This window comes from Helicobacter sp. NHP19-012 (assembly GCF_019703325.1).
Taxonomy (GTDB): Bacteria; Campylobacterota; Campylobacteria; order Campylobacterales; family Helicobacteraceae; genus Helicobacter; species Helicobacter gastrofelis.
The window spans coordinates 848,312-868,620 of the sequence record NZ_AP024819.1; the positions used below are offsets into that span (position 1 = coordinate 848,312).

Genomic DNA, 20,309 nt, shown 5'->3' on the forward strand with positions numbered 1-20,309 from the left:
TGGATGCAAACCCTAGAAAAACCCCTCATTTTACTCATTGACTTGCAAGAACGCCTCTTTTCTGCCATGCACCAAAAAGAAGCACTGCTTGAAAACTGCCTGCGTTTTTTACAAATCGCTAAAGAGCTCAATATCCCTACCATCGCCACAGAGCAAAACCCCACTAAGTTGGGTGAAACCTTGCAAGAGTTGCGCCCCTTTTGTGAGGAGATTTACACCAAAGAGAGCTTTAGTGCCCACCCCGTTTTATCTCTGCCTAAAACCCCCCTATTTATGCTCGGCATTGAGGCGCATGTGTGCGTGTATCAAAGCGTGCTGGACTTCTTAGGGGCAGGCTTTAGTGTGAGCGTGGTCGCCGAGTGTGTCAGCTCAAGAAAGCCCACGGATTGCCATTTAGCCCTAGAGGATTTACACACACAGGGGGCGAGGATTGTCTCCATTGAAATGTGCGCCTTTGGCTGGCTTAAAACCTACACCCACCCGCAGTTTAAAGCCATTTCTAAGCTTATCAAATAGCCCGTGAAAATATTTAGTCTGCTCTTGGGGCTATTTTTAGGGGCGTGTGCTGTAAAACACTCCCCAAATGCGAGCTTGGTAACCTTTGACATTGCCCATCAGGGGGGGGTGGTGAAAACTTATTGGCGTAAGCTGGGCGACAAACCTTCTAAAGAGTTTGCACTCGGGAGCAATAATTGGGTGTTGTTGATTTTCAAAGATCCCTATAAAAAAGCCAAAATCGAACAACGCTACCTAGAGCCCGGGCTGTATTACTTGGCTTCTTTTGAGTTTCAGGTGGGCGATAGACTTTTAAAAAGTCAGGGGACTTTGCCTAGGTGGCGCACGGGCTGGGACAAGGTGCACAACAAACCGCTGTTTTTAGCCTTTGAGGTCAAACCCAATACCCCCTTAAAGTTGCCCCCCATTGAGCTAGCCGTGCGCCACATTTTGCCCAATAAAAAGCAAAAGATTAAAGAGAGTTACAAGGTGGATTTTCTCTTTAATGATAAAAACCATGTCTTCATTAAGGGGGCTTATCTCAAGTCGTTTTGAATTTGGCTATAATGGGGGTTTAAATTTTAGGGGAGCTTATGGATAGTCTCTTGAGTTTTTTGACAAACATTAATGTCATTTTTTACATTGTGGGCTATGTGGTGGGGGGCATGCCCTTTGGGTTTTGGCTCATCAAAATCATGTACCAAGTGGACATCACCGCGCATGGCAGTGGGGGCATTGGGGCGACTAATGTCGTGCGGGTGCTTAAAAATATTGACCCGGCTAAGGCGAAAAAAATCGGTACGCTGGTCTTGGTCTTGGACTTGGTGAAAGGGGTTTTTTGTGTCTTCCTTGCCAAAATGGCGGGCTTGAATTTTGCGGCGCAGTGGATGGTCGCCATCGCCACGATTTTGGGGCATTGCTATTCGCCCTTTTTGAACTTCAAGGGCGGTAAGGGGGTCAGCACCACCATGGGGGCGGTGCTCTTGTTAATCCCCGTAGAAAGTTTGATCGGGCTTGCCTTGTGGGCGGTCATTGGCAAGGGGCTTAAAATCTCGTCCTTAGCCTCCATTGTGGGGGTGGGCACGGCAACAATCCTCATCTTTTTCATGCCTAAATTCCTGCCGGCACCGATTAATATCGTGCATGAGGTGGGCACGCAAACGCCCATGGTGCTGATTTTTGTTTTCACACTTTACAAGCATTGGTCTAATTTACTAAATTTACTAAGCGGACAAGAGGGCAAGATTTTATGACACTAAGTGTGCAAGATTACCAAATCGATGCCATCATCGGGGTGTTGGAGGGCGAGCAAAAAGCCCCCCAGCCCTTGATTGTGGATTTAAGCATTGAGTACAACTATACCCCCCAAAACTACCTAGATTACATGGACATTTTAGAGGTGGTGCAAAACAAATTATCCACAACCAAGTATGGGCTTTTAGAGGAGGCGTTAAGCGAAATTAGCGCATGGCTTAAGACTTGCTTTCCTACTATTACACAAGTCTATATGTCTATTAAAAAGCCCCAAGCGTGCCAAAGAGCATTAGTCGGGGCAAGTTTGAAAGTGTGTTTTGATGAAAATAAAGGCTCTTAGGAGTCTTTTTTTAGATTTTTTAGAGAAAATTTAGCAAAACTCTAGTAGAAATACGCATGCTAAAAATTCTATATAAAGGGTTTTCGTGTCTTTATTAGTCATTCAGGAGTGTATTGCTTGCGATGCGTGTCGAGAGGAGTGCCCTACAGAAGCCATTGCCATTGATGGAAGCGACCCGATTTACACCATTGACCCCGATCGGTGCACGGAGTGCGTGGGCTACAGCGATGAGCCTAGCTGTGTCGGCATTTGCCCCGTAGATGCGATTATACCCGACCCAAATAATGCCGAAACTCAAGAGGAATTGCAATACAAATACGAGAGCTTGCAAGAAGAGAACTAGGTTTTTATGGCAAAAATCACCACCATCATTGACATCGGCTCGAACTCCGTGCGCATGGCGATCTTTAAAAAGACAAGCCAATTTGGTTTTTATCTGCTCTATGAGATCAAAGCCAAGGTGCGCATTTCGCAAGGCACTTACGAGCATAAGGGGGTCTTGCAAAAAGCCCCACTCAAGCGGGCGTTGCGGGCACTCAGCGACTTTAAGGACATTGCCGAAAAATACAAGAGCCGTAAGATTTTATGCGTGGCGACCTCAGCCGTGCGCGATGCGCCCAACTCTAAAGAATTTGTCGCCCTTGTGAAAGAGGAGTGTGGCCTGCAAGTGAAGGTGATTGATGGCAAAAAAGAGGCGTTTTATGGGGGCGTGGCTTGTGCGAATCTCTTGCACCATAAAGACGGGATCACCATTGACATTGGCGGGGGGAGCACAGAGTGCGCCTTGATTGAAAATGGTAAAATCAAGGATTTGATTTCTGTTAATCTTGGCACAATCCGCCTCAAAGAACTCTTTTTTGATAAAAACCTCGATTTGAGCTTAGCTAGGGAGTTTATCCAAAAAGAATTGGCCAAATTGCCCCCCCATTTTAAAACCAGCTGTGTTTTTGGTGTGGGTGGGACGATCCGCTCTTTAGCTAAGGTGGGGATGTTTCAAAATAACTACCCCATTGATGTGATCCACGGCTACGAAATGGATGTGAAGAGCAATTGGCATTGGATGCAACAAATCATTAGAAGCAGTGAATCGCAGCTTGCCGAGTTTGGCATCAGCGAGGATCGCAAAGACAGCATCCGCAGTGGGACCTTGATTTTCACCATGTTTTTGGAGCATTTTAAGGCGAGTACGATTGTGGCTAGCGGGGTGGGCGTGCGTGAGGGCGTGTTTTTAAGCGACATGCTAAGAAGCCACAACCACAGCTTCCCCAAGGGGATCAACCCCTCCATTTTATCGCTCTTGGATCGCTTCTTGCCCCACTCCAAGCACAGCCAAGAGGTGAAAAAAGAGTGCGCTAAACTCTTTGAAGTCCTACAACCCTTGCATGGCATCCACCAAAAATACCTCTACCATTTGAAAATCGCCGGACAACTCTCTAGCATTGGCAAGGTGTTAAATTTCTACAACGCCCACAAACACGGGGCTTATTTAAGTTTGCACTCTTTGAGCTATGGCTTTTCTCATCAAGATCGGGCAATCATTTGTCTATTAGTGCAATTTAGCCATAAAAAAATCCCTAGAGATAGCAACATCGCCCATATCAGTGCGATCATGCCCCCCATTTTGACCCTGCAGTGGCTCAGCTTTATTTTGGGGCTTGCTGAAACCATGTGCCTAGCCCGTGTGCCCAAGGGCACGCACTACAGCCTCAAGCACAAGACCTTACAAATCAAATGCCCGAGCGACACCTATTTATGCCAAGAGATCGCTGCCAAACTCACCAAACCCGTGCCCTTTGAAATTGAGTTTGTATGAAAATCGCCATCATTAGGCTCTCAGCCCTAGGCGATGTGATTGTGAGTGCCGTGTTTTTACCCTTTTTAAAGCAACGCTATAATGGGGCGAAAATCCATTGGTTTGTAGATGAAAACTTCGCCCCCATTTTAAAAAATGCCCCCTACATTGATGTCTTACACGTCCTGCCTTATAAAAAAACCTTGCACTCCAAAAACCCCTTAAAAATTTGGCGTTTCTATCGGCATTTACGCTCTTTGGGAGTGTTTGATTTAATCATTGATATGCAAGGGCTGTTAAAGTCCGCTTTAATCGGGCTGTTTTTGGCAAAGAAAAAGCCTAGGCATTTTGTGGGCTTTGACAAGCACTCCATTAAAGAGAAATTAGCAAGCTTTTTTTACACCCATAAGGTCGCAATCCCCTACAGCGCCCACATTTTAAAACGCAATAAAAAAGTCTTGCATGACGCTTTTAATTTAGTCTTTGGCGTGCAAGAGTGGCAAGACAGCTTAGAGCTAAGAAACCTTGCCTTTTTCTGCCCTGCTAGCCTAAAATTAGAGCCCATTTTAAACACCAAAACGCCTAAAGTTTTGTTCGTGCTAGAGACTTCTAGGGTGCATAAAACCTACCCTTTAGAGGGCTTTAAACAAGTGGGGTTGGCGCTAAGAGACTATGGGCTGGAAATTTTAATTTTAAGCCACGCCCACTTAGAGAAAGCCCAAGAGCTTTACACCTATTTAAACCCCCAAGTGAAAGCCACGCTTTTACCCCCATTAAGCCTAGAAGAGGTGAAAACCCTTGTGGCTGGGGTGAGTGTGGTGGTGGGCGGGGATACGGGCGTGGTGCATTTGGCTTGGGCGTTAAAAACGCCTTCGGTAACGCTGTATGGCAACACCCCTAAAGAGAGATTTGAGCTGAAAGGTGCGCACCACATCGCCCTAGTGGGTAACCCCAATGCCACCTACAACAAAAACGACCACTCCATTAAAGACATACCGCCCCTTGCCATTAAAGAGGCGGTGTTAAAAGTGTTAGAAGGGACAAAGAAACTTGATTAAAGAAAACGGGATTAAAAGGGAGTGGGGGATATTTTGGGGCAAGCTTTTGGAGTGGGCTTTAAATGGGCTGGGCTTCATTCTAGCACGCATGCCCCATAAATGGTTTGTAGGCTGTGTGCGGGCTTTGGGCTCTATCTTTTACAAGCTAGATAGACGGCGTTATTATGACGCTAAGGCAAATTTAGACTTTGTCTTCCCCGAAATGTCAAATGAGCGTAAAGAGGCAATCATCAAAAGGGCTTACCAAAACTTCGCCTTCATTATTTTAGAAAGCGTTAGGGTGGAGTTTTTGCCTAAAGACATTTACGATGCCCGCTTTACGCTGATTGATCAAGAAAATGTTTTAAAGTCGCTGGCTAAGAACGGGCAGGCGGTGGTGATGGGCATGCACTTTGGCTATTGGGAGGCGGTGGGGACTTCTTTAGCGCAGTATTATGCGCAGTACGATCGGGGGAGTTTGGGGCGTTTGACGAAGTTTGAAAACATTAACCGCTTGATTGTCAAACATAGAGAGGCTTTTGGCGTGCGTTTTATCAACAAAGTCGGGGCGTTTAAAGAACTCTTAAAAGTCTATAATGGGGGCAAGGGTTTAGTAGGCATTTTGGTCGATCAAAACATTTCGCCCAAAGAGGGCGTGGAGGTGGAGTTTTTCGGGCACAAGGCGACCCACACCACGATCGGCTCTATCCTAGCGAGGCGTTTTAACATAGACATTGTGGCGGTGATCATTGATTTTAACGAGGATTACAGCCACTACTTCGTCACCTACTACCCCCCGATCAAAATCAACATTACAGACGACAGCCAAGCCGACATACAAGAGGCGACCCAAGCCCAAGCCACCTTGAGCGAGCAAATCATTAGAGCGCACCCTGAGAGTTGGTTTTGGTTTCATCGCCGTTTCAAAACCACGCACCCAGAGATTTATAAAAGACCTACTTAAACCGGCTTGTTAAAAACAAAACACATAAAATCCCTACACTAAAGCCGGCGATGAGCGCGCCGATGGTGTGGGCGTTGTAAAAAATCCTAGCCCCCATTGTCATGAAGGCTAAAGGCAAAAACCACAGCCACACCCACCCATAGCGACGCACTAAAAAGCCCAAAGCACAGGCGACCATCGAAGAGTGTCCGCTGGGCATGTTTTTAGAGCTCCCATTGGGGCGTTCTCCTAAACGCCGCCCAAAAAGCACGACATTGTTTAAGCCCCATTTGAGCGCATGCGTGGCGATGGTGGTGGCGATGCTCACATGGATAATTTGCACCAAACCGACTATGTCCCTTTTAGCAAGAGGCAAGGCAAAAGAGGTGATTGTCGGCACAAAGCGGGCGTAATGCTCGGTCACGCTAAAGGCGGTGGGGACTTGAGGTTGTTTGGCAATCTTAGGAAAAGGCACAATAACACCCACTAAAAAGAGCAGGAAAAAAAGCATAATGCCTTTGAGCGGTAAGCACTTAGGTAGGCTGTTTAGACATAGGGTTTTAAGCTTCATTGGAAAATATCCAAATGGGGGTTGTAGGCAGGGCTTTTTTGCAGCCCAAAGGCGTGCAAGACACTAGAAAAAATCACATCTTGGTGGTAGTTGGACTTTATAGGTTTGGTTTGCAAACTCGTTTGAAAGGCGGGGTTGATGTAAACAATGAAGGGGACTTGTTTTTGAAAATCGGGGGCGATGAGGTAGGGCGTGCCGTGCAAGTAAAGCCCATGTTCGCCCAAACTCTCGCCGTGATCGCTCATGTAAAGCAACACCGCTTGGCGGGGCGTGTGGTGTAGGTCTTGCACCAAAAGACCTAGGACTTTATCATTGTAGGCGATGGTGTTATCGTAGGCATTGATGAGGGCGGCACTCTGGCACATGTTTAATTCGCTGTGGGTGCAAATGGGTTTGAAGGGGGCGAAACCTTTAGGGACTTTATCCACATACAGCGGGCCGTGCGAACCTTTGAGGTGCAAGATGACCAATAAATTGTCTTTAGGGTAGCGTGCCAGCAAATGGGGCAAGGCTAGGGCTAGGGCTTCATCGTAGTCTATGATCTTAGGATCTAAGCCTGCTTGTCTAAACCATTGGTGCAGCTCTAGCAAAGGGGGAGACCAGTCCACATCCATGGGAGGTGGTCCGTCATTTAGGCTCAGCCACACGACTTTAACCCCTTGTCGGTGTAAGAACAAGGGCAAGTTCTCATACCCACTCTTGGCGTTTAAAATGCACGCCAGCACAGCGGTGGTGTAGGTGGCGCAAGAGGTGGCTTTGAGGGCTAAAATTTCGTGGTGGTTTAAAAGCTCTTGGAGTTTGGGCGTGGTGGGCTTGTTGTAGCCATAGATACCATAATTTGCCCGCCTCGCGCTCTCGCCGATGACCAGCACCACCACCCGCCCTTGCGCTTGCAGGGGCACTAAGCCAAAGCGTTTTAGAGGAGTGTGTTTTAAGTGGGCTAGGGCGGCGCGCGCAGCGTTGATGCTGTAGTTGTAGGGCGCAACCAGCCCACCGATGGCCTTGGCGTGGCGGTCAAAAAAGAGCCATTGTTTCGTGTGGGTCGCCCCCCACAGCGCAAAGACAAGCCCCGAGCCTAAGAAAAAATAGGCTTTACTCTTAAAGGGGCTTGGCTTTAAGGGCAAGACCCAAAAGATAGCCCCCACTACAAGCCCTAGTAAGGCATAAGCCCACAAATGTCCGCCTAAAAAGGCACTGGCTTCATTGAAGTTGGTGTTGAGGACATTGCCCATCATGTCCTTTGTCAATAGGGCGTGGTAGGTGCTAACAAAGTAAAGAGCTAGGGCATTGAGCAGGCTAAAGAGGGCGCAAAGAAAGCGCAACACCCGCAAACCAAAGACAGACAACGCTACAAAGACCATGTTTGTGGTGCAAATGTAGGCAGCGCACACGCTAAAGACCACACTAAAGCCCCCATTTTCTCTCAGCACAAATCCCAGTAAGGGCAAGTTAAAGAGAATTAAAGAAACAACGCTGTAGAGCAACAAGCCCCAACTAAGTGGCAGGGGCGCAACACGAAGGGACATAACCTATTTGCCGATGTAAACTTGTCTAGGGCGGGTGATCCTCGCTTGGGCGTTTTTAACATGCTCTAGGAGCTGGGCGCACCAGCCCACCGTGCGCCCGATGACAAACACGGGGGTAAAAAAGCGCACGGGGATTTGCAATGCCCGTAAAATCGTGCCCGAGTAAAAATCTACATTCGGGTAGAGGTTGCGCTCGATGAAGTATTCGTCTTTTAAGGCGACTTCCTCAACTTTAGCGGCAATCTCATCCAACTTGGGATTCATTTTAATCCCCCTAGCCTGCAAGTCGTCCTTGAGCTTTTTTAAAATCCGCGCACGGGGGTCATAGCTTTTATACACCCGATGCCCAAAGCCCATGAGTTTAAACGAATCGTTCTTGTCTTTTACCCGTGCGATGTATTTGTCGACATTTTTTACATCCCCGATTTCCTCTAGTTGGATCAACACTTTCTCGTTTGCTCCGCCGTGCAAATGCCCCCAAAGTGCGCTGATGCCCGCACTGATGGCAGCATAAGGATGCACACCCGTAGAGGCGACATTGCGCACGGTCGTAGAGGAGGCGTTTTGCCCATGGTCGGCGTGCAAAGTGAGGATTTTATCCAAAGCCTCCACCTCTAGAGGCGTGATCTCCACTTCGCCGTGTATCCCGTGTTTGAGGCGCTCGTGGGGGTAGGCTCTTAACATGAATAAAATGTTCTCAATGTAGCTACGGCTGATGTCGGGGTGGATGATGGGCGCACCGATCTCGTTGCGGTAGCAAATGGCAGCCAAGGTCGGCATTTTTGCCACGATGCGCCTTGCCATGGTTTGGCGGTCGTTTTCATCTTTCATCACAGCGTGGTCAAAATAGAAAGTGGAGAGGATGGACACCCCACTGCTCAGTTTTGCCATAGGGTGGGCGTTTGTGGGGAAGGCGGAAAACATGTTCATCAAAGTGCGGTGGATAAAACTGCGGTGGCGTAGCTCCAGCTCAAATTCCAGCGACTCGGTTTCATTTTGGGGAAGTTGGTCGGTGAGCAAGAGTTTACACACATCTACATACTTGTATTTAGCGACCAGCTCTTCAATGGGGTGTCCCTTGTAGTAAAGCTCCCCTTTTTTGCCATCGATGTAGCTGATGGTGGATTTACACCCAGCCGTAGAAGCGTACCCCGGATCGTAGGAGAAAATCCCCGAGGTTTCAAAGAGTTTAGAAAAATCGATCGCATTGGGACCGCGCGTGCAGTTGATGGTCTCAAACTCAAACTTCTCGTTTGTTTCATTGTTGATTAGTGTGATAGACATGGGCTTCCTTTTCTAAAAATGCTTTAATTATACACACAAAATGTAAAAGAAAACCATTTTAGTGGGTTGTGTATTTGCCCTATTGTCGGGGTGGCTTGCTAAAGTGCGTAGCCTACGCAATGCACAGGCCAAAATACCTCTCTTATCATTGTGTATTTGACCTCTCAAAAATTGACTTAAACATAAGCACCACTTGGGCGATCACCCCCTCTTCTTGCGCTTCGCTCATCTTTGCTTGGGATTTTTTCAAAGTGATGAGCTTGTCTAGATCCATGTTCTCTCCCCGCCAAAGCACCCGATCCCTTTTGCTAAAGAGCCCCAGCAGGGGGATTTTAAGGTTGTTGGCGATGTGGGCGTTGCCCGTGCTGGGCGAAATAAGTAACCAAAGGCGGGAGATGAGCTCAACCATGTTGAAGAGATCGCGATCGTTGCTGAAAACCACCACATTGGGCTGTGTGGGGGTGAAGTCTAGGGGGGTGGGGTTGCCCTGATAGGTGGGGAGAATAAAAAGGATTTGTGGGTAGAGGCTAGCAAGTTTTTGCGTGAGCTTTAGCCAACCTTGAAGGCTGAGGTTATGCGTGCACGTGCGTGAAAAGGGGTTTAAGCACACCAGCTTAGAAAATGCGCCATAGGGGGCGAGGAACGCATCGATTTTTTCTTTGTGTTTAGCAAGGGTCTTTAGGCGCGTGGCTGTAAAGTCAATGCCCTTAAAATGGGAGTCAAAATACTTAGGGTCGATCTCTCTTACCAGCCTTAACATCCTCGCATATTGCGCCGTTGGGCTAAAATTCCTCGAAATAAAAAGGGTGCGAAATCGTGGCTTAAAAATGCTACCTAAACTAAGCAAAGAGAGGACGACTTTGGCATTAGTGGCGTTGACGAGCTTACAACGCCAGCGGTTGGCTTGGGTGAGGATGAAATAATCAAAGTGCCAAGAATTGATGCTTGCTTGGATCGCCTCTTTAGAGAGGGTGTCCATGTCCACGAGGGTGTCGATGAAATCATAGCCTGCATAAAGCTCTTTGCCAATCGTGTTTGTATAGACCACGAGCTTACAAGAGGGGTAAAGGGCTTTAATGGCAACCATAGCAGGAATACAGACAAGATTATCGCCGATGAGCATACCACGATAAAAACCGATAGAAAGACTAGACATGTGCGCAGATTGTGCCACACTCCCACTTAAAAACCTATAGAAAACACCCCAAAATTTTAGCTTTTTCCAACATCTTGCAAGGCTTAAAAAACCCTCTTAGACATAGGACTTGATGGCTTTTACCATATCTAAGTATTTTTGAAACACCTTAGCGTTAAAATCTTTAATCGCTCCCTCTAAATCCTCAATGTTGGCATCCAAATACGCCACGAACGCCTTGCCCACTAAAGCCGTTGTGCCCGCTGCTGCCGTGGCGCTGATCATGCCCCCAAGGACACTGCCCGCTACGGGGATAAACTTTAAAACACCGCCCACCGCCGCGCGCACCGCATAGCCCACGCCAAGCACGCCCGCAAAGACCGCTAGTAGCTGCTCTGCCATGCTCTGCGAGAGTTCAAGCCCATAAATTTTGCTGATGTGCACGATCATAGCAATTTGTGTTGGGGCAAGTAGGGCAAAGTCTGAAAAGGGGATGGGGGTTGCGCCGATGGTTGCCGCCCCTGTGGTGTAGCCCACGATCGCTTTATGCGCATCCTCTTTGCACTGCTGGCGGCGCAACTTTAGGTCGTATTTTTGTTTGCGCTTGAAAGCCGCCTTTTGCCCCTCAGCCAAAAGGGCTTGGGTTTTCTCCATGAGTTTGTCAATCCCCATGATGGGCTTGATTTCTCCTTCGTCGTCCTCCACCTCTAAAGCCCTCACCCTCTGCAAATGCGCCTCCTCAAGCTCAAAACACGCTTGCACCACGCTAGAGAACTTTTCCCCCTTGTCATCCTTGTCTTGCTGGGCTTTAGTGATCGTTACAATCGTGGGGACTTGGTGCGCTTTTAGCAACCCATACAGCTCCACCTCCCCCTCTTGGATACGCCTTGCGGGCTCTTGGATACACAGCCATGCGATGTGGATTTGATCCTTTGCCTCTTTTTGGTGCATGCCCTCTAAGAAGTTTGCGATCTCTTGCTTAGTGGCCTCAAAGTCTTTGAGCTCAAGCCCCTTTGTGTCGTAAATTATTAGCCCCCCTTGGCTGTAACTTTTAATTTGCTGGGTGATGGGTGCGCCCTGCCCTGTGCGGGCGACTTCTGCGCCAAAGACCACATTAATCAAGGTGCTTTTGCCCGTGCCCGTGCCGCCTGCCACCAAGACATTTAAAGAGTCGCTCAAGCTAGTGTCACTGTGGATGTGCTCTTTGGCTAAATGAAGTGCCCTAGACATTAAATCCGCCAAATTAAGATCGACTTCTTGCGCCATGAACACCCCTTAAAGTTGAAGATCACCTATTTTAACCCAAAACTTTAAACTGGCTTTATGCTACAATGCAACACATATCATTTTTTAAGGAGTTTTTTGTGTCTTACAATCCTAAGTATTTGTCTGTGCCTACAGAAGGGGAGGCGATCACCTACAAAGAGGGCAAATTGCATGTGCCAAACAATCCCATTATCCCCTTCATTGAGGGCGATGGGATCGGGGTAGACATCACGCCTGTGATGTGTAAAGTCGTGGATGCCGCCGTGCAAAAGGCTTACAAAGGGGCAAAAAAGATCGCTTGGTATGAAGTCTTTGTGGGCGAAAAATGCTACAACAAATTCAAGGACCACAAAGAATTGAGCGTTGAAGAGCAATGGCTCTTACCCGACACCATTGAGGCGATCAACCATTTTAAAGTGTCGATCAAAGGCCCCCTAACCACCCCTGTGGGCGAGGGCTTTAGATCGCTCAATGTCGCCTTGCGCCAAAAAATGGATTTGTATGTGTGCTTGCGCCCCGTGCGTTGGTATTCTAGCCCTAGCCCTGTTTCCCACCCTGAAAAAGTGGATATGGTCATTTTCCGCGAAAACAGCGAGGACATTTACGCCGGCATTGAGTTTAACCAAGACAGCACTGAAGCTAAAAAGCTCATTAAATTCTTGCAAGAGGAACTTAAAGTTACAAAAATCCGCTTCCCCGAGAGCAGTAGCATAGGCATTAAGCCCATTAGCCTAGAGGGGACGGAGAGGCTTGTGCGTAAGGCGATCGAATACACCATTGACAACGACCGCGACAGCTTAACCTTCGTGCATAAGGGCAATATCATGAAATACACTGAGGGGGCGTTCATGAAATGGGGGTATGCCCTAGCGCAAAGAGAGTTTGGGGCAAAACTCTTAGACAAGGGCCCTTGGTGTGTGCTTAAAAACCCCAAAACGGGCAAAGAGATCGTCATTAAGGACATGATCGCTGATGCCTTTTTGCAACAAATCTTGCTCCGCCCGGCAGAATACGATGTGATCGCCACCATGAACTTAAATGGGGATTATATCTCGGATGCTTTGGCGGCGATGGTAGGCGGGATTGGCATTGCCCCCGGGGCAAACATGAACGACAGCGTAGCAATGTTTGAAGCCACACACGGCACCGCCCCCAAATACGCAGGGCAAAATAAAGTTAATCCCGGCTCCATTATCTTAAGTGCTGAGATGATGTTAAGGCATATGGGTTGGATTGAGGCGGCTGATTTAATCGTCAAGGGCATGCAAAAAGCGATTGAAAGCAAAAAAGTAACTTACGACTTTGCCCGCTTGATGCAGGGGGCTAGCGAAGTGTCTAGCTCTGAATTTGGCGAGGTGATCATTTCTCATTTATAACAAACAAAAGGAGGGGTTGGAGGCACTATGAGGCGGGTTGGTTTGTTTTTGGGGCTTTTGTGTTTCTTGGCTCATGTGGCATGGGGGGTGGGTTGTAAAACTAACATAAATTACCATCCGGATGATGTGCTCGAGCAAGCAAGAGATTTTGCGCAAAAAAATCACGGTCTTAACAGTGATGGCGATCATAGCACATTGGATCCGCAATTCGTGCTTGAAGAAAGCCACATGGTGATAGGCAAGAATATTTATTGCGGGGCTGTGGTGCGTGGTTATCGGGTCGGGAATATCATCTACAATAATGGCGATCGTGGTACGACAGCTGGACTTGACTTGAGCTTTATGTGTTTTGGATTTGCTAAAGGTTCTAAATGGTACAAGGGCTCTTGTTTGATGTTAAATGAAGAAGCTCCTTTCTCTGAAATTGGCATGGAGTTTAAAAAGAATGCGTTCCTCTTGCACTTGCGTGAGGACTACCGGGCATGCGCTGATGAAGCAGACAGGATAGGTCGAGACAATGGTATCAACCGCGCGCATTTTACTTTTAAACCCTTTAAGGGTCGTTATGTTTTAACAACACTTGATGTTAAAAGCAACGATGATCCTATCGATCCTGTTTATCGCCAAAAAAGAGATCATATGAAAATTTTCATGGACACCATGGAAAAAAATATTTTGCAAGACTTAGTGGAGCGTTGCGAAAATAAGGGGTATTGTAAGGAGGTGATGATTAATGGCGAGGCTAAGAGTGGCGAAAATTTTAGGGCTTTTGTGCTTCTTGGCTAATGTGGCGTGGGGCTTGGAGTGCAACCCTGATCAAGCCACTACCCTAAGAGCGCAGGCACAGGCGTTTATAAAAATACCTATCAATCCAAAAATCCGCCTAGATCAAAATTATCTCATCGATCCCAACCAACCAAAGCAAGCCGCTTATGTCTTAGATGTGCATAAGGCTTATGTAGATGGTGCATTGTATTGTGGCTTTGTGGCACGCCTTTTTGGTGCGGACAGCTTAAAGGACTTAGAAGGCGATGAAGGGTCGCGATACTACAAATACGCTGTGATGCGCGCCATGTGCTTTAAAGTAACTAAGACTTCTAAAAAGGGCTCTTTTGCATTCAAAGGTTTTTGTTTATATCTATTTCCTAGATCCGCCCAATTACAAATCCATGTGGAGTTTAAAAATGATGCCATTATTTTAGACTTTCATGATCGTTATATTGAATGCGATCGTGAGCATTTTGAGAATAAAAAGTTAATCTTTAAACCCCTTAAAGGGCACAACCGATATGTATTGCAAACATACAACCGTTGGAACGATGGTGTTGGGCTCGATCCTTTTTATGACCAAAAAAGAGATGGCAAACAAATTTTTATAGATAAAATTGACAATAATGCATTAGATGATTTGGAAGATCATTGCTATGAGAAGGGTTATTGCCAAACATGGTCGGATAAAAATGGGATTGATTAAGTGGCTTTAGATTTTGTCTTGGCTTTTGTGGGCTTTGTTACGGGCGTTACAGCCGGTTTTTTTGGCATCGGCGGAGGGGAGATTGTCGTGCCTGCCGCTGTGTTCGCCGGCTTTAGCTACAGCCACGCCGTGGGCATTTCGCTTTTTCAAATGCTCTTTTCGTCTTTAGTGGGCTCACTCATCAACTATAAAAAGGGCTTGTTAGACATTAAAGAAGGCTTGGCAATCGCCCTAGGGGGGTTGTTTGGGGCAATGCTGGGCAGTTTTTTACTCAAGCACATTGACGATCGGATTTTAATGGGGCTGTTTGTGGCGGTGGTGTGCTATACCTTTTTTAAATACGCCTTTGTGAGAAAGGGCAACTACCAAAGTGCTCACTTTCAAATGCACTCTAAGCGCACCCGTTTTAAAATCCCCCTAACCCATTGGCACTTGAGTCAAAAGCATGCCATTTTAACCCTAGCAGGGCTCATCACGGGGGTTTTCTCGATCCCACTTGGCATGGGTGGGGGGATTTTGATTGTCCCCTTTTTGGGCTATTTCTTAAAATACGACACGCAAAAAATCGTGCCCTTGGGGCTGTTTTTTGTCATCTTTTCCTCGCTCTCAGGCGTGATCGCCCTAACGCACACGGGCATTTTAACCCCCCATGTTTTGTGGATCGGCTTTTTAACAGGCGTGGGCGCGCTTGTCGGGGTCGGGCTTGGCATTAAATTAATCCTTGTGGCTAATGAGCGCATCCATAGGGTTTTGCTCTTAGGCATTTATGTCCTGAGCATTGTGGCGACGAGCTATAAACTCGTGACTGAATTATAAATCCTTGCTTAAAAGCACTTGGGTGATGCGCCGCTGCTCTTTGATTTTACACACTTGGATCACCACATCAATCGCACTTTTAAAGTAGCGTTTGACAATGCTTAAATCAAACTTGGCTTTATGCCCCATTTCAATATTTAGAGCAATGGCTTCTAGGACTTGCTCCACGCTGTTGGCGTGCAGGGTGGACATCATCCCCTTATGCCCTGTATTGCCAAAGCGCAGGAACAAAAGGGCGTTTCTGGTGTCAATTTCGCCGACCATGAGCCGATCGGGACGCATGCGCATCGCCATGTTTAGGGCGTTTTCGTAGGTGAAGGGGGTTTGCTCCATTTTACCCACCAAGAGCCCCACGCTGTTTTCAAACCCGCTTAAATCCAATTCTTGGCTGTCCTCCACGCTCACCACCCTTTCGCTTTTGGGGATAAACTCCAAGAGGGCGTTGAGTAGGCTTGTTTTGCCGCTGGCAGTCGCCCCGCTGATTAATATGTTGTGCCCCTCTTTTGCCATGCTTTTTAAATCGCTGTGGCTAAAGGCGCAGGTGGGGGCGATTTTAAATGCCTCAAGGGGGAATTTTAGTAGGCTGGGCACGCGGATATTGAGGCTGATTTGGTTATTCGTGGTGATGCTAAAGTGGTTTGCGCTCACTCTGTAGCGGGTAAAGGGGATGGAGCAGTTTAGCGTGGGGGCAAGGCTACTAAAGGGCAAATCCCTATAACTGGCTAATTGCTCGCAAAAGCGCAACAAGAACTCTTTGTTAAAGGTGGGGTCATAGATTTTTTGGCGCGCGCCACTCAGCTTATAGAGCCACAGCTCGTTTTCAGTGTTGCTAAGAAGCTCGGTAACCCCACTTTGCAAATAGGGGCAAAAAGGGCGATCTGCGCCTTTAAAACCTTATGGGTTTTTAGCTCTTCTAGCACCTTTTTAGGGCTTCTTGTAGGTCTTGCAAGGTATCTATGCCCACACTTTGGGTTTTCACTAGACTTGTGGTGATCGCCTTGTGGTGGTAGAGCGCTCTTAGTTGCTCGAGCTTTTCAATGTCCTCTAAGGGGCTTTTTTCTAGGGCGCAAAACTCTAAAAGCGTATTTACCCTAAAGCCGTAAATGCCAATATGGCCTAAAAAGGCGTGGTGTTGTTCGTCTCTGCCATAGGGGATCGGGGCGCGTGAAAAATACAGGGCGCGGTTTTCTGCGCCGAGCACGACTTTGACGATATTAGGGTCCTTAGCTTCTTTAGGGTTAATTTCTTTAATGCAGGTGTGCATGAAAGGCGTGTTTTGGGATTCTTTTAAAAGCGTGGCGATGATCTCTGGTTCTAAAAAGGGTTCATCGCCTTGCAGGTTTAAAACGGGGGTGTGCTCGGGCAGGTTTAAAAGCGTGCAAGCTTGAGCGCACCTATCTGTTCCGCTTGTGTGCGCCTTGTTTGTCAAAATGGCTTTGATGTTAAAATCCTCACAAGCCCTTAAAAGCAAAGCGTCATCGCACGCCACAATGACCTCATCGACCTTTTGGGCGTTGCGCGCGGTGGCGACCACCATAGGCACGCCTTGGATCGGCACTAAAAGCTTGCGGGGAAAACGGGTGGACTCTAGCCTAGCAGGAATCACAATCATGGGGCATCCTTTGTAAAAAATGCCTTATTATAGTCTTTTTGCGTGGGGTTTTCTTAACCTAAAGCTTAGTTATTTCAAGTTATGCTTTGGCTTTTAATCTACTTAAGAGAAAGGGATTCAATGGAAGTTTTAACCAGCCAGGATTATAAAGAAAAAACAAGCCAAGGGGCGGTTGTGGTCGATGTGGGAGCGGATTGGTGCCCCGATTGCCGTAAAATCGCGCCTATGATGGACGCTTTAGCCAAGGATTACAGCCAAGTGAAAATCTTTAAAGTGGATTTTGACAAGAGCGAGGATTTAAAAGAAAGCCTGGGCATTAAACGCATCCCGACTTTGATTTTCTATAAAGATGGGGCGGAAGTGGGGCAACGATTAGTCGAGCCTGATACAAAAAGCGTTATTGAAGCAGAGTTTAAAAAGTTGGTGTGATGGTTGCGGGAGGTGGATTTGAACCACCGACCTTTGGGTTATGAGCCCAACGAGCTACCGGACTGCTCTATCCCGCGTCACAAGGGGGAGTGGTTGGAGTAGAAGGATTCGAACCTCCGAATGGCAGGACCAAAACCTGCTGCCTTACCACTTGGCGATACTCCAACGAAAAAGTGCCATTATAGCTTGTTTCTTTATAAAGGTCAAGCCCCCTAGCACTTGGGGATATGTACGTGTGTGGCTAGCCCACCTAGTGAAGTTTCTTTGTACTTAGAATCTAATGCCTTGCCGACCTCGTACATGGTAGAGATCACATCATCAAGGCTCACTTTGGCTTGGTAGCCATCTTCTAGGGCGAGTCTTGCCGAAGAAATCGCCTTGATCGTCCCCACCACATTGCGCTCAATGCAAGGGATTTGCACCAAGCCGCCCACCGGATCGCAGGTTAAGCCCAAATGATGCTCCATGGCAATCTCGGCTGCGCTTAAGACTTGACGCACATTGCCCCCCATCACAAAGGCAAAGCCCGCCGCCGCCATAGAAGAAGCTGTCCCCACTTCGGCTTGACAGCCCGCCTCCGCCCCGCTCAAAGACGCGTTCTTTTTGTATAAATACCCCACCGCCGCACAAGTGAGCAAGAAATCCACGATTTGCTCGGTTTCTAAAGGCTTGATGTGGTGGTGGCAATACAGTAGCACCGCTGGCACCACCCCACACGCCCCATTGGTGGGGGCGGTCACCACTTTATGCCCGCAGGCGTTTTCTTCACTAACAGCCCTAGCATAAAGCGTGGCGTAATCGACCATTGCCAGCGGGTCGGCTTGGCTTGGATGTTTGTTTAAACGGGTATAGACTTTAGGGGCTAGGCGTGCCATGCCAATGTAGCCGGGCAGTTGCTTTTCTTGCGAAGACACCCCATTTTTATAGCACTCTAACATCGCCTTATAAATTTCTAGGCAGTAGGTGCGGGCGTAATTCTGCCCAAATAGCGCGCTCTCGTGCATGTCCACAATGCCCGCAATGTGGGTGCGGTGTTTTTCGCACAATTCCATCAATTCTTTGGCACTGGAAAAATCAAAGGCGTTGTGTTTGGGTTTTGTGGAATTGGTTGTTTTGTGTTTTAGCTCTTCTTCTGTGTAGATGAATCCGCCGCCCGTAGAGTAATAAATCTCCTTTAGCAATAAATCCTGTTTGCTATTGAAGGCGCACACCTCCATGCCATTTTCGTGTAGACTCAAGGCTTCGGATTCAAAGAGAATGTCCTCTTCAAGATTAAAAGAGATGTTTTTTGTTTTAGCTAGGTGCAAGGTGTGCTCTTGGATCGCTTTTTGTAAAATCTCTTGCCTTTGGGACACGCTCACCTCTTTAGCGCACACTCCGCTAAGACCCACCACGCAGGCTAAGTCTGTCAAATGCCCCTTGCCGGTTAAGGCGAGTGAGCCGTGTAAGATCACCTGCACCCTAGCCACTTGCTCAAGAACTTGTTGTTCTTGCAAAAGTTTGCAAAAGCGCACGCAAGCGTCCATAGGGCCTATGGTGTGCGAAGAACTAGGACCGATGCCTATTTTAAAAATGGCAGTGATGGATTGGCTGTAAATTTCTTGTTGTGTCATGGTTACCTCATTTAACAATATTGATAATGGCGTTTAAGACGGTGAGCACACCCGTTGCAAAGATAAACCCATCGGCAATCGGGCTTCTAAAGTCTTTCATAGAAGGCAGGGCATACATCGCCACAATGGGTAAAATAAAGGTAATAGTAGCTAGGGCAGGCCCGCCCAAATCCTCAATGAAACTTAAAATGCTGGGGTTGTAGTAGGCGACAGCAATGATGCTGATCCAAAAAAATATGGTGGTCCACACATCGATGCGGCGGTGGTGGTGGGTGTTGAGTTTATCTTTAGTGAATATTTGCACAATCAAGCCCTTTAAACCCTCTTTTGCTCCGTAGTAATGCCCAAAAAAAGAAGTGGTGATCGCTAAGAATGCCACAACCGGGCCGGCATAACCAATAAAGGGGTTGTGTAGGGTGTTGGCAAAGTAGCTCAAAATGGGGATGTTTTGCGCTCTAGCTTTGGCAAAATCTGTAGGGTCTAAACATAAAATGCAAGAGAAGACAAAAAATATTACAAAGAAGAGTAAAAAGGAAGTGTTCAATAATTCAATTTGGTTAGTCTTATAGTGTTTAAGTTCCCCGTAGCGTTTTTCCACGGCTTGGGCAAAAGTCGATATGATCGCGCTGTGGTTAAACGAGAACACCAACACAGGCAGAGTGAACCACAACGCCGCAAAAAACCCTTTAAAACTCGGAATTTCTGTGAGCATCGCCGTTTTCCAATAAGGGATCAAATACAAAGAAAATATTAATAAAATCAACGCCAAAGGATAAACAAGGGCGTTAGCGACCCGGGTAACAATCTTGGTATTGAAAAGCATCACAAAAATCATGCCCGTGATCATGTGTTCGGCTAGAAAGAAGCGGTTATTTTCAAAGTAGTGCAAACCTAGTTGGTTAGCAAAGAAAGATTCAACCGTGTTTGTAATCCCCACACCATAGGCAAGACAAATAGGGTAAAGGGCAAAGAAATACATTAGGGTGATTAAAAATCCAACCTTTTTACCCAAGCGGGTGGCGGCGTGGGTGATGTCTTGGTTGCCTATGGCATTGACAAAGCGCGCTAAAGCCCTATGGCTAAGCCATGTCATGGGAAAACTCAAAACTGCCATAAGCACCACAGGCCAAAATCCATGTTCGCCCGCTTGGATCGGTAAAAATAAAATCCCTGCCCCAACAGCCGTGCCAAAGAGCGACCACATCCAACGGATGTCAAAGAGATTTAACCTTTTATCCGCTTGCGCCATTTAAACCCTTGTACCTTTAAAGTCAAAGGCTGTATTGTAACAAAATTAAGACAATAGGCCACCAGTTCTAGCCACGCAAGGCGATTTAGGGGAGTTT

At 47.3% G+C, this 20,309-nt stretch carries 21 protein-coding genes, 2 tRNA genes and 1 pseudogene; 13 read left to right on the forward strand and 11 right to left on the reverse strand.

Annotated elements, in window-relative coordinates; translation table 11 throughout:
* The first annotated feature begins 3 nt into the window (after positions 1-3).
* The 8 genes from K6J74_RS04275 to K6J74_RS04310 all read left to right on the forward strand — a co-directional run bounded on the left by K6J74_RS04275 (position 4) and on the right by K6J74_RS04310 (position 5,882).
* The gene (locus K6J74_RS04275; protein ID WP_221271083.1) at positions 4-516 is read left to right on the forward strand and encodes an isochorismatase family protein; all 513 of its coding nucleotides are present in this window, start codon (positions 4-6) and stop codon (positions 514-516) included.
* Positions 517-519: 3 nt separating this feature from the next.
* Positions 520-1,050 (forward strand): hypothetical protein, encoded by a 531-nt coding sequence (locus K6J74_RS04280; RefSeq protein WP_221271084.1) that lies wholly within the window; start codon positions 520-522, stop codon positions 1,048-1,050.
* Positions 1,051-1,088: 38 nt separating this feature from the next.
* Positions 1,089-1,748: a glycerol-3-phosphate 1-O-acyltransferase PlsY gene (plsY, locus tag K6J74_RS04285; protein WP_221271085.1), complete on the forward strand. Its 660-nt coding sequence runs from the start codon at positions 1,089-1,091 to the stop codon at positions 1,746-1,748.
* The gene (locus tag K6J74_RS04290) at positions 1,745-2,089 is read left to right on the forward strand and encodes a dihydroneopterin aldolase (protein ID WP_221271086.1); all 345 of its coding nucleotides are present in this window, start codon (positions 1,745-1,747) and stop codon (positions 2,087-2,089) included. The genes plsY and K6J74_RS04290 overlap by 4 nt, the downstream gene beginning before the upstream one ends.
* Positions 2,090-2,174: 85 nt before the next feature.
* Entirely contained in the window at positions 2,175-2,432 is a 258-nt protein-coding gene (locus tag K6J74_RS04295) for a YfhL family 4Fe-4S dicluster ferredoxin (protein ID WP_221271087.1), read from the forward strand.
* Between the two features lie 6 nt (positions 2,433-2,438).
* The gene (locus tag K6J74_RS04300; RefSeq protein ID WP_221271088.1) at positions 2,439-3,902 is read left to right on the forward strand and encodes a Ppx/GppA phosphatase family protein; all 1,464 of its coding nucleotides are present in this window, start codon (positions 2,439-2,441) and stop codon (positions 3,900-3,902) included.
* Positions 3,899-4,939 (forward strand): lipopolysaccharide heptosyltransferase I, encoded by a 1,041-nt coding sequence (gene waaC, locus K6J74_RS04305; RefSeq protein ID WP_221271089.1) that lies wholly within the window; start codon positions 3,899-3,901, stop codon positions 4,937-4,939. The genes K6J74_RS04300 and waaC overlap by 4 nt, the downstream gene beginning before the upstream one ends.
* Positions 4,932-5,882 (forward strand): lipid A biosynthesis lauroyl acyltransferase, encoded by a 951-nt coding sequence (locus K6J74_RS04310; protein ID WP_430886772.1) that lies wholly within the window; start codon positions 4,932-4,934, stop codon positions 5,880-5,882. Before waaC ends, K6J74_RS04310 begins: the two co-directional genes overlap by 8 nt.
* On the opposite strand, the gene lpxE is transcribed toward K6J74_RS04310, so the two are convergent.
* The 5 genes from lpxE to K6J74_RS04335 form a co-directional block, all read right to left on the reverse strand.
* Positions 5,875-6,432 (reverse strand): lipid A 1-phosphatase LpxE, encoded by a 558-nt coding sequence (lpxE, locus tag K6J74_RS04315; protein ID WP_221271090.1) that lies wholly within the window; start codon positions 6,430-6,432, stop codon positions 5,875-5,877. The genes K6J74_RS04310 and lpxE overlap by 8 nt on opposite strands.
* Complete coding sequence (locus tag K6J74_RS04320) at positions 6,429-7,958, reverse strand: sulfatase-like hydrolase/transferase (RefSeq protein WP_221271091.1); 1,530 nt, start codon at positions 7,956-7,958, stop codon at positions 6,429-6,431. The genes lpxE and K6J74_RS04320 overlap by 4 nt, the downstream gene beginning before the upstream one ends.
* A 3-nt stretch (positions 7,959-7,961) precedes the next feature.
* Positions 7,962-9,242, reverse strand: coding sequence for a citrate synthase (locus K6J74_RS04325; RefSeq protein WP_221271092.1), 1,281 nt, complete (start codon positions 9,240-9,242; stop codon positions 7,962-7,964).
* Between the two features lie 145 nt (positions 9,243-9,387).
* The gene (locus K6J74_RS04330) at positions 9,388-10,416 is read right to left on the reverse strand and encodes a glycosyltransferase family 9 protein (RefSeq protein ID WP_221271093.1); all 1,029 of its coding nucleotides are present in this window, start codon (positions 10,414-10,416) and stop codon (positions 9,388-9,390) included.
* Positions 10,417-10,494: 78 nt separating this feature from the next.
* Positions 10,495-11,643: a YcjF family protein gene (locus tag K6J74_RS04335; RefSeq protein WP_221271094.1), complete on the reverse strand. Its 1,149-nt coding sequence runs from the start codon at positions 11,641-11,643 to the stop codon at positions 10,495-10,497.
* Between the two features lie 98 nt (positions 11,644-11,741).
* Here K6J74_RS04335 and icd point away from each other — a divergent pair, with 98 nt between their 5' ends.
* The 4 genes from icd to K6J74_RS04355 are packed head-to-tail and all read left to right on the forward strand — an operon-like array spanning position 11,742 to position 15,309.
* Positions 11,742-13,019, forward strand: a complete 1,278-nt coding sequence (icd, locus tag K6J74_RS04340; protein WP_221271095.1) for an isocitrate dehydrogenase (NADP(+)) — start codon at positions 11,742-11,744, stop codon at positions 13,017-13,019.
* Between the two features lie 27 nt (positions 13,020-13,046).
* Positions 13,047-13,805, forward strand: a complete 759-nt coding sequence (locus tag K6J74_RS04345; protein WP_260321517.1) for a hypothetical protein — start codon at positions 13,047-13,049, stop codon at positions 13,803-13,805.
* Complete coding sequence (locus K6J74_RS04350; protein ID WP_221271096.1) at positions 13,768-14,493, forward strand: hypothetical protein; 726 nt, start codon at positions 13,768-13,770, stop codon at positions 14,491-14,493. Before K6J74_RS04345 ends, K6J74_RS04350 begins: the two co-directional genes overlap by 38 nt.
* Positions 14,494-15,309, forward strand: coding sequence for a sulfite exporter TauE/SafE family protein (locus K6J74_RS04355; protein WP_221271097.1), 816 nt, complete (start codon positions 14,494-14,496; stop codon positions 15,307-15,309). It abuts the gene before it with no gap.
* Here the strand turns inward: K6J74_RS04355 and K6J74_RS04360 are convergent.
* A pseudogene (locus tag K6J74_RS04360) lies at positions 15,304-16,229 on the reverse strand (CpaF/VirB11 family protein). The gene K6J74_RS04355 and the pseudogene K6J74_RS04360 sit on opposite strands and share 6 nt — an antisense overlap.
* Positions 16,223-16,921, reverse strand: a complete 699-nt coding sequence (gene kdsB, locus K6J74_RS04365; protein WP_221271098.1) for a 3-deoxy-manno-octulosonate cytidylyltransferase — start codon at positions 16,919-16,921, stop codon at positions 16,223-16,225. The pseudogene K6J74_RS04360 and the gene kdsB overlap by 7 nt, the downstream one beginning before the upstream one ends.
* Before the next feature lie 120 nt (positions 16,922-17,041).
* On the opposite strand from kdsB, the gene K6J74_RS04370 reads away from it, so the two are divergent.
* Positions 17,042-17,350, forward strand: a complete 309-nt coding sequence (locus tag K6J74_RS04370; protein WP_221271099.1) for a thioredoxin family protein — start codon at positions 17,042-17,044, stop codon at positions 17,348-17,350.
* Here K6J74_RS04370 and K6J74_RS04375 read toward each other — a convergent pair.
* From K6J74_RS04375 to K6J74_RS04390, 4 genes are all read right to left on the reverse strand, one after another.
* Positions 17,351-17,427, reverse strand: a tRNA-Met gene (locus K6J74_RS04375). It abuts the gene before it with no gap.
* Positions 17,428-17,440: 13 nt separating this feature from the next.
* Positions 17,441-17,515 (reverse strand) — tRNA-Gln (locus K6J74_RS04380).
* Positions 17,516-17,562: 47 nt separating this feature from the next.
* A complete protein-coding gene (locus K6J74_RS04385) occupies positions 17,563-18,948 on the reverse strand; it encodes an L-serine ammonia-lyase (protein ID WP_221272588.1) in 1,386 nt (461 codons plus the stop codon).
* A gap of 22 nt (positions 18,949-18,970) precedes the next feature.
* Complete coding sequence (locus K6J74_RS04390) at positions 18,971-20,212, reverse strand: aromatic amino acid transport family protein (RefSeq protein WP_221271100.1); 1,242 nt, start codon at positions 20,210-20,212, stop codon at positions 18,971-18,973.
* Between the last annotated feature and the right edge of the window lie 97 nt (positions 20,213-20,309).

Bases quoted from the DNA above. Each gene is read 5' to 3' on its own strand.
- K6J74_RS04335 (WP_221271094.1), bottom strand. From the start codon at position 11,643: ATGGCGCAAGAAGTCGATCTTAATTTGGCGGATTTAATGTCTAGGGCA.
- plsY (WP_221271085.1), top strand. From the start codon at position 1,089: ATGGATAGTCTCTTGAGTTTTTTGACAAACATTAATGTCATTTTTTAC.
- K6J74_RS04290 (WP_221271086.1), top strand. From the start codon at position 1,745: ATGACACTAAGTGTGCAAGATTACCAAATCGATGCCATCATCGGGGTG.
- waaC (WP_221271089.1), top strand. From the start codon at position 3,899: ATGAAAATCGCCATCATTAGGCTCTCAGCCCTAGGCGATGTGATTGTG.
- K6J74_RS04390 (WP_221271100.1), bottom strand. From the start codon at position 20,212: ATGGCGCAAGCGGATAAAAGGTTAAATCTCTTTGACATCCGTTGGATG.
- K6J74_RS04275 (WP_221271083.1), top strand. From the start codon at position 4: ATGCAAACCCTAGAAAAACCCCTCATTTTACTCATTGACTTGCAAGAA.
- kdsB (WP_221271098.1), bottom strand. From the start codon at position 16,921: ATGATTGTGATTCCTGCTAGGCTAGAGTCCACCCGTTTTCCCCGCAAG.
- lpxE (WP_221271090.1), bottom strand. From the start codon at position 6,432: ATGAAGCTTAAAACCCTATGTCTAAACAGCCTACCTAAGTGCTTACCG.
- K6J74_RS04300 (WP_221271088.1), top strand. From the start codon at position 2,439: ATGGCAAAAATCACCACCATCATTGACATCGGCTCGAACTCCGTGCGC.
- K6J74_RS04325 (WP_221271092.1), bottom strand. From the start codon at position 9,242: ATGTCTATCACACTAATCAACAATGAAACAAACGAGAAGTTTGAGTTT.
- K6J74_RS04345 (WP_260321517.1), top strand. From the start codon at position 13,047: ATGAGGCGGGTTGGTTTGTTTTTGGGGCTTTTGTGTTTCTTGGCTCAT.
- K6J74_RS04320 (WP_221271091.1), bottom strand. From the start codon at position 7,958: ATGTCCCTTCGTGTTGCGCCCCTGCCACTTAGTTGGGGCTTGTTGCTC.
- K6J74_RS04370 (WP_221271099.1), top strand. From the start codon at position 17,042: ATGGAAGTTTTAACCAGCCAGGATTATAAAGAAAAAACAAGCCAAGGG.